Annotated in this window: 12 protein-coding genes; 6 read left to right on the top strand and 6 right to left on the bottom strand. The window is 68.2% G+C overall.

Going from position 1 to position 13,873, the window contains the following annotated elements:
- The coding region (locus tag AC1DYI_RS13765) for a GspE/PulE family protein (RefSeq protein ID WP_477204685.1) at window positions 1-1,024 on the top strand (1,024 nt) is incomplete at its 5' end.
- Window positions 1,025-1,044: 20 nt separating this feature from the next.
- Here AC1DYI_RS13765 and AC1DYI_RS13770 read toward each other — a convergent pair.
- A complete protein-coding gene (locus AC1DYI_RS13770; protein WP_477204686.1) occupies window positions 1,045-1,731 on the bottom strand; it encodes a response regulator in 687 nt (228 codons plus the stop codon).
- Between the two features lie 70 nt (window positions 1,732-1,801).
- Window positions 1,802-3,226, bottom strand: coding sequence for an ATP-binding protein (locus tag AC1DYI_RS13775; RefSeq protein WP_477204687.1), 1,425 nt, complete (start codon window positions 3,224-3,226; stop codon window positions 1,802-1,804).
- Window positions 3,227-3,374: 148 nt separating this feature from the next.
- Here AC1DYI_RS13775 and AC1DYI_RS13780 point away from each other — a divergent pair, with 148 nt between their 5' ends.
- Both AC1DYI_RS13780 and AC1DYI_RS13785 read left to right on the top strand, forming a co-directional pair.
- Entirely contained in the window at window positions 3,375-3,707 is a 333-nt protein-coding gene (locus tag AC1DYI_RS13780; protein WP_477204688.1) for a hypothetical protein, read from the top strand.
- Window positions 3,704-4,717 carry a YHYH protein gene (locus AC1DYI_RS13785; protein ID WP_477204689.1) on the top strand — a complete coding sequence of 338 codons (1,014 nt, stop codon included), beginning with the start codon at window positions 3,704-3,706 and terminating at the stop codon, window positions 4,715-4,717. Before AC1DYI_RS13780 ends, AC1DYI_RS13785 begins: the two co-directional genes overlap by 4 nt.
- A gap of 11 nt (window positions 4,718-4,728) precedes the next feature.
- Here the strand turns inward: AC1DYI_RS13785 and AC1DYI_RS13790 are convergent, their stop codons facing one another.
- Window positions 4,729-5,859, bottom strand: coding sequence for a hypothetical protein (locus tag AC1DYI_RS13790; protein WP_477204690.1), 1,131 nt, complete (start codon window positions 5,857-5,859; stop codon window positions 4,729-4,731).
- 26 nt (window positions 5,860-5,885) lie between these two features.
- The gene (locus AC1DYI_RS13795) at window positions 5,886-8,432 is read right to left on the bottom strand and encodes a hypothetical protein (RefSeq protein WP_477204691.1); all 2,547 of its coding nucleotides are present in this window, start codon (window positions 8,430-8,432) and stop codon (window positions 5,886-5,888) included.
- A gap of 268 nt (window positions 8,433-8,700) precedes the next feature.
- Between AC1DYI_RS13795 and AC1DYI_RS13800 the strand changes: the two genes are divergently transcribed.
- Window positions 8,701-9,573: a helix-turn-helix domain-containing protein gene (locus AC1DYI_RS13800; protein WP_477204692.1), complete on the top strand. Its 873-nt coding sequence runs from the start codon at window positions 8,701-8,703 to the stop codon at window positions 9,571-9,573.
- A gap of 30 nt (window positions 9,574-9,603) precedes the next feature.
- On the opposite strand, the gene AC1DYI_RS13805 is transcribed toward AC1DYI_RS13800, so the two are convergent.
- The gene (locus AC1DYI_RS13805) at window positions 9,604-10,608 is read right to left on the bottom strand and encodes a GlxA family transcriptional regulator (protein WP_477204693.1); all 1,005 of its coding nucleotides are present in this window, start codon (window positions 10,606-10,608) and stop codon (window positions 9,604-9,606) included.
- Window positions 10,609-10,703: 95 nt separating this feature from the next.
- Between AC1DYI_RS13805 and AC1DYI_RS13810 the strand changes: the two genes are divergently transcribed.
- Entirely contained in the window at window positions 10,704-11,144 is a 441-nt protein-coding gene (locus AC1DYI_RS13810) for an MAPEG family protein (RefSeq protein WP_477204694.1), read from the top strand.
- Window positions 11,145-11,157: 13 nt separating this feature from the next.
- Here AC1DYI_RS13810 and AC1DYI_RS13815 read toward each other — a convergent pair whose 3' ends face one another.
- Window positions 11,158-12,444: a glycoside hydrolase family 18 protein gene (locus AC1DYI_RS13815; protein ID WP_477204695.1), complete on the bottom strand. Its 1,287-nt coding sequence runs from the start codon at window positions 12,442-12,444 to the stop codon at window positions 11,158-11,160.
- Between the two features lie 360 nt (window positions 12,445-12,804).
- Here AC1DYI_RS13815 and AC1DYI_RS13820 point away from each other — a divergent pair.
- The coding region (locus AC1DYI_RS13820) for a TolC family protein (RefSeq protein WP_477204696.1) at window positions 12,805-13,873 on the top strand (1,069 nt) is incomplete at its 3' end.

Here is a 13,873-nt window from a genome sequence, read left to right on the forward strand (position 1 = left end):
CCCGCAGGACGGCAAGATCACCTTCAGCCGCTTCGTCGCCAGCTGCCAGATCGAGCTGCGCGTGGCCACCATCCCGACCTCCAACGGGCTGGAAGACGCGGTGCTGCGCATCCTGTCTTCCGCCAAGCCGATCCCGCTGGACAAGCTGGGCATGTCGCCGGCCAACCTGGCGGCGTTGAAGCACGCGATCGAGCGGCCCTACGGCATGGTGCTGTGCGTCGGCCCGACGGGCTCCGGCAAGACCACCACGCTGCACTCAGCGCTCAACCACATCAACACCCCAGACCGCAAGATCTGGACGGCCGAAGACCCGGTCGAAATCACCCAGGCCGGGCTGCGCCAGGTGCAGGTGAACCCGAAGATCGACTGGACCTTTGCCAAGGCCTTGCGCGCCTTCCTGCGCGCCGACCCGGACGTGATCATGGTCGGCGAGATCCGCGACCAGGAGACCGCACAGATCGCTGTCGAATCGTCGTTGACGGGCCACCTGGTGCTGTCGACGCTGCACACCAACAGCGCGGCCGAAACGATCACCCGCCTGCTCGACATGGGCATGGACCCGTTCAACTTCGCCGACTCGCTGCTGGGTGTGATGGCGCAGCGCCTGGTGCGCCGCATGTGCCCCCACTGCCGGCAGAGCCGCCCGGCCCACGACGAGGAAATCGACGAGTGGGTGCACGACCACCTGCACGCCTGGAACGGCCACGAGGCCGCCCCGAGCCGCGACGCGGTGCTCGCCGACTGGACCAGCCGCTTCGCCAATGCCGACGGCCGGCTGCTGGCCTGGCGCGCGACCGGCTGCGACAAGTGCGACCACAGCGGCCTGCGTGGCCGGGCCGGCATCCATGAGTTGCTGACCGTCTCGCGCGGCGTTCGCCACCTGATCCAGACCGGCGCCCGCGCCGAACAGATCCAGCGCCTGGCGATGAGCGAAGGCCTGCGCACCTTGCGCCAGGACGGGCTCGAGAAAGTGCTGGCCGGCGTGACGACGATCGAAGAAGTGCGCGCGACCAGCAACAACTGACCGCGGGCAGACCGCAAGACTCAGGCAGGCGCGTCGAAACGATAGCCGACGCCGTAGACGGACGACAGGCCGTCGAAAGCCGGGTCGATGGCCAGCAGCTTGCGGCGCATGTTCTTGACATGGCTGTCCACCGCCCGGTCGCTCACGTCGCGCCAATCGCTGTGCACGGTGTCGAGCAATTGCGCACGTGAGTAGACCCGCCCCGGGTGCATCAACAGCGGTCGCAGCATCCGGAACTCCAAGGGCGTCAGCGGCACCACCTGGCCGCGCCAATGGATGCGCAACGCTTCGTCGTCGATGTGCCAGGGCACTTCCGCCCCCGTCAGCCGCCCTTCGGCACGGCGAACCAGCGCGCGCACCCGCGCCATCACTTCGCGTGGGCTGAAGGGCTTGCAGACGTAGTCGTCGGCCCCGCTATCCAAGCCCAGCAGGCGGTCGACCTCGTCGACCCGCGCCGTCAGCATCAGGATCGGCACATCGCTGAAGCGGCGCACCTCGCGGCACAGTGCCAGGCCATCGAGCCCGGGCAACATCAGGTCCAGCACCAAGGCCGCCGGTACCGCGCGTTTCAAGCTTTCCAGCGCCACAGCGCCGTCAGCCACGGCTTCGGCCAGGAAGCCGTCGTTGCGCAGATAGTCGACCAGCACTTGGGCGATCTTGGCGTCGTCTTCGACGACCATCACGCGGCGCGGTGCGGTGGTGTTCATTGGTGCACCCTTGGGCCTGCGGCCCTTCCCTCCGAGAGGGAATGAGCCCCTACGGGCGGCCGGGCGGGGCTCATGACGACCGGCCGCCGCTGACTTGAACCGGCAGGCGCACCCGCACCTGCAGACCGCCGAGCAGGGACAACCCGGCGTCGATGCTTCCCTCGTGGGCCTGCGCGATGGCCTTGCAGATCGACAGGCCCAAGCCGCTGCCGCCGTGGGCGCGGCTGCGGGCCTTGTCCGCGCGGTACAGCGGCTCGAACAGGCGCGGCAGCTCGTCCACAGGCACGCCGGGCGCGCTGTCGTCGAGGGTCAAGGTCACTGTGTCGGCGTCGCACTGCATCGCCAGCCGCAACCGGCCGGGTGCGTCGGTGTAGCGCATGCTGTTCTCCAGCAGGTTGTCGAGCAGTTGCTCGATGCGCACAGGGTCCCAGCACACCGGGGCCGCTTGCGCCGGCAACTCGGCGCTCAAGCTCAGGCCGCAGGCCGCCGCCCGTTGGCTGGCACGGTCCACCACACCGCGCACCAGCGCCACGGTGTCCAGGTCGACGCGATGGCAAGGCAGGGCCTTCAGGTCGGACAGGGCCAGCAGGTGCAGGTCATCGACCAGCCGCCCCAAGCGCGCGGTCTCGTGCTGCAGCGACACCAGCGCTTCATGGCGCAGCGGGCGCACACCATCGATCAGCGCCTCGATCTCGCCACGCAATACCGCCAACGGTGTGCGCAGCTCGTGAGAGATATCGGCCAGCCAGCGGCGGCGGGCACTTTCGAGCGTCTGCAGCCCTTCGGCCATGCGGTTGATGTTGCGAACCACGTCGTCGATCTCGGCGCTGCGGCCGGCGCCGGAATGGTCTTCGCGCAACCGGGCTGTCAGTTCGCCCCGCGCCAACCGGGCCGCGGTGGCCTGGACCGCCAGCAGCGGCCTGACCCAGCGCCGGCCCACCCAATGGGCGCCGAACAGCGACACCAGCCACAGGGCCAGCGCCACCGCCGCGATGCTCCAGTACTGCGAGCGCAGAAAGTCCAACTGCACGCTGTCGGGCACCGGCGGCACCGGCATCATGTTCAGCCGCGCGACCACGGCGCCGTTCCAGTGCAGCGGCCGCTCAATGACACCGTCCTTGCGCCCATGCAGCGGCCGGCTCAGGAACGGCCGTCCGTCAGGCGTCACCATTTCCAGCCGGCGCAGAAACCCGTCGGGCGGGTCCAGCGGCGGCTCGCCCTGCGCGCGCTGCTCGTTCGCAGCCTGCGGGCCGCGGCCCTCGCGATACTCGAATTCATGGGCCAGCCAGCGCAGGTCCATGTGTTGCTCGCGCAAGCCCTCGATGCCGCCGGCCTCGGCCAGCATGGCCTCGACCATCGTGGCGAAGCGCTCGAATTGGTCGGCGTCGCGCGCCGCAATGTAGTTGTTGAACCCGTGCCGCAGGTTCCAGGCGCTGGCCATGCCCATGCCCAGCACGGCCACCGTGACGGCGCCCACCAGGAGCAAAGACAGCATGTGGGCAAGACGCAGGCGCATGAGCAACGGATTCGGCTCGACCATTGTGGAAGAAGTATGGATGGCATTCCATATTGCCTCCACGGTGCGGCGAGACAGTGGCGCCGTCGACGCGCGGTGCGTTCGACGCTTGCCAAGGAGTCGCGCCATGCGCCAGATCACCTACCCATCTTTGCTCGGCCTGCTGGCCGTCCTCGCCGCCACCGCTCTGTTCGTGGCCGCTGCCACCGCCCAGCCGGCACCACCCCGCTCCGACGACGATCGGCCGCCGCCACCGCCGCCCGAGTCTCTGCAGGCTTGCGCGTCGCTCGCCGCCGGCGCCGCCTGCGAATTCAAGACGCCGCGGGGCAACACGATGAAGGGCACTTGCTGGGCCCCCGAGGGCAAACCACTGGCGTGCAAGCCGAAGGAGCGTCCGCACGACAAGCCCGGCATGCAGGGCGATCGGCCCTCCGGCCAGGACCCGAGGGGCGAACGGTGAACGCCCGGCCCGACATGGCGGCTCCATCCCGCCTGGCCGCGGCAGCCGGCGCCGTCATCATGATCGCTGTGTGCGGCGGCTGCGGCGGAGACCACACGACAACGAGCGACGACACCAGCACGGCCACGTCGCTGGCCGACGGTTATCGCCAGGCCAAGTGGCAAACCGGCGTCAGCGTCAGCTTCAGCGGCGATTGCACGATGACCTACACCAGCACCGGCACGCCCAGCCACGGCCAGGCCGCCTACTACCTGGTGCCGGTGGGCCTGTTCGGTGGCGGCGATGTGGTCGCGACCACACCGCATGGCGGCCTCGAGCTGGGTGTCTCACAGCTGCCGGTGTCGACGACCACGCAGACTTACACCTTCAACATCTGCCCCAGTGCCGCCAGCACCACCACCGCCACCAGCGGCGGTGCGACCGGCTGGATGGTGTCGGGCGCGGCGATGTTCAACGCCTATGAGGGTGACATGACGACGGTGGCCACGAGCGACAACGTCAGCTACAGCTTCGTCGATGCGAAAGGTATCTCACAGACCGCCTCGTTCCTGGACACCTGCGGCGGCCACCAGGCCCCCAACAACCAGTACCACTACCACGGCTGGTCTTCTTGCCTGAGCGATGAGGCCGGCGACACCGACGCCGGACCGTCTCACCTCGTGGGCATCGCGCTGGATGGTTTTCCGATCTACGGTGACCGCGACATCAATGGCCAGCAGGTCGCGGTCACCGCACTCGACGAATGCAACGGCATCACGAGCCCGACGCCGGAGTTTCCCAGCGGCGTCTACCACTACGTGCTGCCGCAGGGCTCGCTCACGGGTCAGGCGGCACCGCGCTGCTACCGCGGCACGGTGCCGACGCAGTTGGCGATGCAGACGGCGCTGTCCACCGGCATCTGCTCGACACCGCGGCAGAAGGCGCTGGCCGAGGCTGGCCGCCAGCCATCGGCGCCGGCGGCCACCGCGCCGCGCACCAGGCTGCCGGCGGCCGCGGTGAACCCGGCCTGAGCCCGACGCCGTCAGGGCCGCGGGTTGGCGAACGAGTTCGGGTCGAAGCCCGGCTCGTCGTGCAAGCCGCTGTTGTCGACGAACTCCATCTGCGCCATCGTGATCGACTGCAGCTGCGAAACGGTCGAGCTGCTCCACGCCGAACTCGGCTCGCCCTGCACGAAGAAGTTCGAGCCGATGTCAGCCACATACAGGCCATAGCGCTTCATCGCCGTCGCCAGCGCCTTGGCCTGCGTCGTCCAGTTGGCCGGGATCACGAAGCTCGACTTCAAGCGCATCACCGTGCCGTAGGGGATGCCGTCCGACGGCCCGCCGGACGTGGTGTGCCGCGCCGGCCACTGCACGCCGTGGATGCGCGAGCTGCTCAGCGTGACGCGCAGTGCATGGGCCACGATACCGCTGTTGGCCTCGGACACCCGCGCCAGGAACGGCGAGATCGGCAAGCCGGCGGCATCGCCCGAGGTCCAGCTCATCGGCCGCAGCTTGTTCGAGTTCAGGCCCCAGGCGGCGGTCGAATAGGCGAACCACTTGCCGTCGACCTTGTAGCTGAAGTAGCTCTCCCACAGCCGGCAGTTGTCCTGCTCGACCACCAGCACGTGCCTGTCGCCGCACTCCTGCGCGTCGTTGCAGGTGCCATGCTCGGCGCGAATGATGTTGTCATTCGGAAACGGGAAGTGGCGGTTGCTCGCGGTCAGCTTGTCGCAGCCGCGCTTGATCAAGGTCTGGCCTGTCGCCGCGCAGTCGCTCTCGTCCGGCACGCCATTGCCGTTGCCGGCCCGCGGGTCGGTGATCTTGAAGCTGACCACCGGCCAGGTGGTGGTGGCCGCCGTGCTGTCGATCAGGTTCAGCGGGATGCCGTAGTACGGCTTGTCCCAATGGTCCTGCCAATGGGTCGGGTCATCGGTCATGCCCCAGTCGGCATGAAAGCGCGTCGAGTTGCCGATCTGCCCGACCCACTTGCTGCTGGAGGCATGGGTCGGGTAGCGGTGCGTGTCGTCGATGCGGGTGTTGAAGACCGCGTTGGCGGGGAACGACGGGCAGCTGCCGAGCTTGGGCGCGGCCAACAGCCCCGCCGGCGTAGCGGCGAGCGTGGCGACAGCGGCAATGCTGATCACCGCAGGGATGAAACGAATACGGGACATGAGGTTTCCTCTGAGGTGATGGTGGTTCACGGCAGCGTGACGTCGAGCACGCCGTGCGCGCCGGCCAGTTGCGTGCCGCCGGCGCTGACATGCAGCGTGCGGGCGCCCTGCCCGTCGACGCTGACGCTGACCGTGTAGGCCGCCTTGGCCACGGTGCCTGCCAGCAGCAGCCGATGGGCATCAGCCGGCAATGGCGCGGTGAAGCTGGTGATGGCATGCGACAGGTCGTCGACGAACAAGGTCGCCGTGCTGCCCACCAGCGCACCGGTCATCGCCGTGCCCGAGTTGCTGCGCAGCAGCTGCGTCGCCTGGGCTTTGCCAGTCGCGTCGTAGCCCTGCAGCACGTGCAGGAAGTTCACGCTCGTCGGTTGACTCGGGTTCTGCACCCGCAGGCGGTAGCCGCCGGTCCAGTTCGACTTGTTGGCCGACATCGGGTCCAGCGTCGCCTTCCACATGCTGTCGGGCAGGTTCAGCGTCGGCCCTTCGACCTGGATGCTGCGGCTGCCCGCGGCCGGCAGCAGCGTGCGTACCTCCAGGCGCTGATTGCCCGGCGTCGATGCGACGACCTTGTCGCCGCTCAACGTCGGCGCCGCGCCATTGCTCGGCAGCATCAGGTTGAAGCGCTTGAAGCGGCCGCTGACTGTCGTCTTCGTGCGGTCCATCAACACCAGCGCGTCGGGCTGCAGCCAGAGCAAGCTGCGGCTGACATGCGACACGTCGCGCGCCGTGACCCAGCCGTTGTCGAAGTTGTAGAGGTTGGTGGCGTCGCCGGTGACCGTCACGAAGTCCTTGCCCTGGCCTTGCAGCAAGACCTTCGGGTCGCCATCGTGGTTGCCCAGCAGGAACTGGCTGCCGCGCACCAGGTGCTCGTGCAGGTAGTCGCCGACTTGCGCGTTCGGGTTGTTCTGCACGCTGAGCGCGTTCTTGAACTCGCTCATCGCGGCACCCGAACCGTAGGCGGTGAACTCCTTGGTCAGCCACTCGCCCTTGCGCCAGAAGTCGAAGCTGTTGCCGTCGCCGTGCTGGTGGTCGATGGTGTTGTAGCTGAGCTTGTAGTCGAACAGGCGAGTCGCGTTGCTGTCGGCCCAGCCGGTGCGCGCCTGGATGCGGCCGATGCCCGGCGCGTAGTTGTAGGTCTTCAGGCCAGTCCGCGGGTCGGTCGGCGAGCCGGAGGTCGGATCGAACAGCAGGAAGTAGTAGATCGAATCGACGATCGCGTCGTCGTTGTTCGCCTTGCGCGACAGGCGGCCCGGGTTGTCGGGCGGTGCCACGTATTCCATCCAGCGCGCGCCATTCAGTGTGGCGGCGTCGGCCGCGTAGCGTGCACCGAGCGCGTTCGGGCCCATCACGCGCATCGGGTCCTGCAGGTACAGCTGTTCGCCATCACCAAACCACGAAGGTTGGTAGACGCTGCCGTAGTCGGTGGCCACCTTCTTCGTCGTCAGGCTGTGGTAGTAGCCGGGCAGCAGCGTCTTGTAGACCGGGTTGCCGGTGAAGCTGACCTTCTTGCCGTCGCGCACGGTGTCGTCACGGCCCGAGGTGTTCAGCGCCAGCAGCAGGCCGTAGTAGAAGCCGATCGATTCGCCGTACTCGGCCCCCTCGGGGCTGATACCGCCCTTGCCGTCGTTGCGGTAGGCGTAGTCGGTCATGTAGAGGTAGGTGCCGATCGCCTCGTCCATGAAATCGCCCAACGCGCCGGCGCGGTCGTTCGGCACCTTCGGGTCGACCTTGTCGTCGGCCACGTCGATCGCGTTGCCCATCATGAAGATGTTGCGTGCGTGGGCCATGAAGTAGTTGTTCATCGCATAGCGCACCGCGCTGCGCTTCGGGTCCTTCAGGTCCAGCAGCGCCGGGTTGTTGCGGCGCGAGGCATCCTTCGGCACCTCGTTCGCGTGGGTGTTGTAGTAGACGACCGAGGGGTAGCCGTCGCGGTCCTCCGCACACCAGCGCAGGAACACGCGGCGAATGCGCTGGCGCTCGGCAGCGGTCAGCTGCGGGTACAGCCAGTCCACCGCCAGCGGGAACGATTCGCCGTGCCAACGGCCGCGGTCGGAGTTGGCGAACGAAGCGCTACGGAACTTGCCAGGGCCGACGCCTTTGTCGGCTTCGTCGATCACGGCGAACAGCGCCGTGCGCGCGGTGCGGATCCAGCGTGCACGGCGGTTGGCGTCGGTGTCGACCAGCGACATGAAGGCCAGCAACGCGGCGTACGACTCGGTTGGATAAGGCGTGTAGGTCGAGCCGCCGTTGTCCTGGCCCGGCACCGTGCCGTCTTCGACGCGCTGCGCCGCGGTCAGCGCGAGCTGGAGCAACCCGCCACCGTTGGCGTGGTCGTCGAACATCGGGTTGGACGAGGTCGCCCATGCCTGCAGCGTGGGCAGGTCTTGCGCGCGGATCCACAGGCGTGGGTGCTGCGTGACCGGCGCGCGTGCCGCCAGCGTGTCGATCGCCGCCGCAATGGGCGTGCTTTCCATCGCGTGGATGCCAAGGGGGGCGGCGCTGGCCAGGAAGGCCATCGCCAACGGCAGGGCCCAAGCGCACCAGCCGTTGTTGCTCGTTCGTGTGTTGTTCATCGCTGCAGAACCTGAGTCGTTGTGGAACGGAGCCCGGCTTTCCGCAATCCGCGTGCCACAACCGTCACGACCTCGACCACCCTCTGTCAGCCACTCGCCGCCGCGTTACAACGACTGACATTTCGCGTCACTCCGCCGAGAAATGACGACACATCGCGGCGACAGCCCCTTCGGAAGCGGCCCCGAATGTCCGATTTCTTGGACTACGTCACGCTTTGCCGCATGGCCCGCGGATTGCATGTGATGGCGGCTACCGCTGTTTGCCCCGATGTCCGCGCCACGCTACCGAGTCCTGTTCCTGCACCCTTCGCCGGCCCTGGCGAACCACGTGGTCGGCTATGTCGTGCGGCGCCGAGCCGGCACCGGGCCGGCCCCCAGCGGCCCGGGCGAGGCGGTGAGCTTTCCGGCCAACGTCTACTCCGCCTTGTCCATCGTTCACCGCGGTGCCCTGCGCGACCCTGCCAGCGGGCAGCTGACCTTGTCGGCCACCTTCTCCGGCGCGATGACCCGCCCGGTGCAACGCGAACTGGTCGACGAGCCCGAGATCACCACGGTGCTGTTCAAGCCAGGCGCCGCGGCGCGGATCGGCCGTGTGGCCAGCCATGAGCTGACCAACGCTTGGGTGGACTCCCAGGACATCCTGACACCCGCCGAGCACCTGGAGATCAGCGAGCGCCTGGCCGAGCAGCCGACCATCGCGCGCCAGATCATGGTGATCGAGCAGTTGATGCTGCGGCGCATCGACCGGTACGAGATGTCGACCGAGCCCCACCCGCTGTCGACGCTTCTGGGGCCGGTGGCTTTCGGGCTCGGCCGGCTGAAGGTTGCCGACCTGGCGCGGCGCGCCGGCATCAGCGAACGGCAGTTGAACCGGCGCGTGATGGACGTGCTGGGCATCGGCCCGAAGATGCTGTTGCGGCTGGCCCGGGTGCAGGAGTCGGTGCGCATCGTGCGCGAGCTGCAGACGCAACGCGGCCAGCGATCGCTAGCCCAATTGGCCCGCGAGGCAGGATTTGCCGACGTGTCGCACATGACGAAAGAACTGCAGCTGTTCACCAGCCAGCCGCCACCGCTGCTGCGCGAACGGCTGCGCCAGTCGAACCTCAACGAGTGGGCCTACGAGCTGCCGCAGGACTGGTGATCGCCGCCGGTTCCCTCAACGCCTGTCCCATCAGCGCCGTGTGCCAAAGCGAAGCCGGTACTCGCCCAGCGACAGGCCGGCCAACTTCTTGAACACCCTCTGCAGCGTGGCGACGTCCTGATAGCCACACCGAGCCGCCACGTCCTCCAGCGAGATCAGTGTCGACTCGAGCAGGCGCTTGGCACGGTCAACCCGCAGCTGCTGCATGAACCTCACAGGCGATTGCCCCAGCACCTCCTGGAATCGTCGAAGCAGCGTCCGCTCGCTGGTGTGGCAGTGCTTGGCCAGGGCCGCGACCGTCCAGCTTTTGTCGACGTGCTTGCTGAGCCAGCGCTGCGCACGCTCCATCACCACGGGCCCCTGCGCGGTGATCGTCGCCGCCGGTGCATAAGGGGTCTGGCCGATCGACCGCTCTTCCAGCAGCAGCATGCGGGCCACCAGCTGGCGCAGGTCCGCCCCCGCATGCTGACCGACCAACCAGAGCGCAAGATCGAAGTAAGACGTGAGCCCGGCGGCGGTGACGAACTGCCCGTCCTGCAGCAGGATCTCTTCTGCCTGTAGCGACACCGAGGGGAAATGGCTGCGGCAGAAGTTGGCCAGCCACCAGCTGGTCGTGGCCGTGCGGCCATCGAGCAAGCCCGCCTGCGCGACGAGGCAGGTCGCCGAACAGCCGGCGAGCACGTGCAACCCGTTGCGCGCGGCCTTGCGCAGCAGCGCCTGTTCTGGCGCCAGGCCTGCCAGTACTGTCGACAGGCTCTCGGCATCTGCGTGCCCGACCCCGGGAACGATCAACGCATCGAGACGGGCGATGGTGGTGGCGGCCGTCGCGAACCGGAGCCCCTGGCTGTCGACCGAACGACTTGGGCCGGCGCTGACCCAGAGGGTTTCGAAGACCACACGCTCTTGAAGCGGCCGCGCCATCTGCACCCGGTTGGCCAGGTCGAAAACATCCTGCGGAACGACGGCAGCGCTTCGAACGCAGCCTGGGAAGACCAGGACGCCCACGCGAACGGTGGTGGAGTGGTTCGTAGCCATTGGCGGATTTGAACACCAGAGTGTCGAAACAGCCACTGGGTGATTCATGGCCGAGACGGCCCAATCATCACATCGCTACCAGACACACCGACACCATGACCCTGACCACCACGCTGCCCGCCTTGCCGGCATTTGCCTGGGCGCTGGTCGCCCTATTCGCCAAGACCAGCTTGACCAGCGTGCTGCAGGTGGTCAGCCGGGCTCGCGCCGGCGTCTTCCCGATCCCGGAGGACGCGCGCCTGATGCGCGGACAGAACGCCCCGAGCGAAGCCCCATTCGTTCAGCGCTGCGCGAACGTCTGGCGCAACGACACCGAGAACCTGCCGCTGTTCCTGGCGCTGGCGCTGGCCTACGTCTTGTTGGGCGCATCGGCTGCGTCCGCGCAGTTGCTGTTCGGCGCCTACGTCTTGATCAGGTACGCGCACACCGCCGTCTTTCTGCTCGGGCTGCAGCCTTGGCGCGCGCTGCTCTACCTTTCAGGCATGACGGTGTGCTGGACCATCGCCATTCGGGTGGCGACGCTCGCGGCCGGCTGATGGGCTGCGGGGCTCAGGGCTTGCGTGCGACGTGGCCGACGCCCAGGTTCATCGCGTTCAGCAGGTCACCGTTGTCTTGCGACAGCTCCCACGCGAACACCCCCGCCAGGCCCTGCTCGACGGCGAAGCGGCCCTTGCGCAACACCGCGCGCGGGTCGTCGTAGCCGAGGTAGAAGCGGGTTGCCGGGTTCCACAGCGCGTAGGCCTCGCCCCTCGGGTCGTAGATGACCTGGTAGCCGCTGCGGCCCTGGCCTTGCTTGTCGACATAGCGCGAGGCGATGTCGCGGTAAATCACCGAGCCATCGGCGCCGGCAAACACGCCGTCGCGCTTGCTGCCGTTGAACTGCGTCGGCTTGGGTGATGGCGGCACCACGCCGGTGAAGCCGCGGCCGTACATCGCGACGCCGGCCACCAGCTTGCCCGCCGGCACGCCTGCCGCGAGCATCGTCTTCAGCCCACCGGCCAGGCTGTCGTCCAGGCCATCGCCCACGCTGCGCAGCGCTGTGTGGTGGCCGGCCTGCGGCGTCCACGGGCCGAAGTAGTCGTAGCTCATCATGAATACGAGGTCCATCGCCTTCGCCGCGTCGCGGTAGTTGATCTTGTCGACCAGCGACTTGGTGGTGTTGATCGCGCTGGTCACAAGATAGGGCCGGCCGGTCTCGGCCGACAGCACGTCTACAGTCTTGCGCAGCGTGTGCATCAGGTCGGCATAACCTTGCCCGTCAGCGGGCGCGCCGAGTGCCACGCCGTTGGCGCTGCCGTTGCTGGTCGGGTGTTCCCAATCGATGTCGATGCCATCGAAGCCCGGGTGGCGGCGCAGAAAGTCGGCCACCGACACGGCGAAGCGTGCGCGCTTGATGGGGTCGTTGGCGAGGTGGAAGAACGGGTCCGAGCCGCCCCACCCGCCGACCGAGGCCAGCACCTTGACGTGCGGGGCGCGCTTCTTCAGCCGCTGAAACGCTTCGTCGAAGGTCTGGTCGATGGCGCTTTCGGCCAGTTGCTGCTCGCCCTTGCCTTCGCAGCGCGGCGCGTCTTTCTCCAGCTGGCCCGGGCCGCAGACATGCAGGAAGGCGTAGATCACGTGGGTCACGTTCTGGCCGCTCAGGCCGTCGACCAGCGCCACCGGCTCCCAGTTCGGCACGTAGACGCCGACCACCTTCGCGCTGCTGCGCTCGAAGTCCATGAAGCGGCCGCTGAACAGCGTCGACGCCGGCGGGTCGCCAGCCGCGATGGCCGCGCCGCTGCACAGCACCCCTGCCAAGACCATCCCCACCCGAAGAGCAGCCTGCTTGATCCGCACCGAAACCTCCGCTTGAAACTTGGGCGGGCACCTGTCATCGATGCCCCGCGGCAGGATAACACCAGTTAGCTACCAGTGAGATACCAGTGCGGATCCATCAATGGGGCGCGCTACGAGGACTCGGGGTGAAGCCCACGTAACAATAAATGTCAATCCGCATTTCATCCAGTCGTCAGAAATACCATTGATTCCTTCACGACCCCGCTGTCGTTGTCACAGGGCCCAGCTGCGCGCCAGGCCCGCCAGGCGCCGGGTCATTGCCAGTGCCGCCCCCACGCGCACCAGCACCCACACCGAACCGAGAAGTCGCCCGCTGGCGCTGTCTGGCCGCGGCGCTGGAGGAGACCTCTGTTGAAGCGCATGAAGTGGATCGCCCCCGTGGCGGCGGCCTCGCAGGCCGCCTTGCTGGCAGGCTGTGCCGTGACCCTGCCGGCACCAGAACCGTTGACCAGCGCCGCGCCGGCGCAATGGCACGCCCCGCTGCCGCACCAGGGGCAGAACGCCGACCTGACCCGTTGGTGGCAGCAGTTCGATGACCCGTTGGTGGCCGAGATGGTGACTGCCGCCGAAGCCGCCAGCCCGACGCTGGCCTCGGCCCAGTCGCGCCTAGCCCAGGCCCGCGCGGCGCGCACCGCCGCCGGCGCCGCGTTGGCCCCAACGCTCGACGCCAGCGCCAGCTTGACGCGTGGCCGGCAAGAGATCGGCGCCCCGTTGGCCAATACCGCGCTGGTCGGTGCGCAAGCCGCGTGGGAGATCGATCTGTTCGGTGCCGGCCGCGCCGGCCGCAACGCTGCGAGCGCCCGTCTCGCTGGCGCCGAGGCCGATTGGCATGACGCGCGAGTGTTGGTGGCTGCCGAGGCAGCGCTGAGTTATGTCTCGCTGCGGGCCTGCGAAGCGCAATGGGTGCAGACGCAGACCGACGCCGCATCGCGCATCGAAACCGCCCGCCTGACCAGCCTCAGCGCCAAGGCCGGCTTTCAGCCGCCGGCCAACGAAGCGTTGGCCCAGGCGAGCGCCGCCCAGGCCCGCTCGCAACTGGTCGTCCAGGCTGCGCAGTGCGACCTGGAGCTGAAGACGCTGGTCGCGCTGACCGCGCAGGACGAGACCAAGTTGCGCGCCCGCCTGGAAGCTGCGAAAGCCACGCTGCCGCAGCCAGCGCAGATCAGCGTCGGCGCGGTGCCGGCCGAGTCGCTGGCTCAGCGGCCGGATGTCGCCGCGGCCGCACGCGCGGTGGAAGCCGCCAGCGCAGACGTCGACCAGGCCTGGGCGCAACGCCTGCCGCGCGTCGGCCTGGCCGGCTCGGTCAGCCGTGCGCGCATCGACTTTGCCGGTGGCAGCACCGAAGGCAACCTGTGGAGCCTGGGGCCTTTGAGCGTGTCGCTGCCCATCTTCGACGCCGGCGCGCGCGCCGCCAACGTCGACGCGGCCC

Source organism: Ideonella sp. P3_A4, assembly GCF_056403075.1.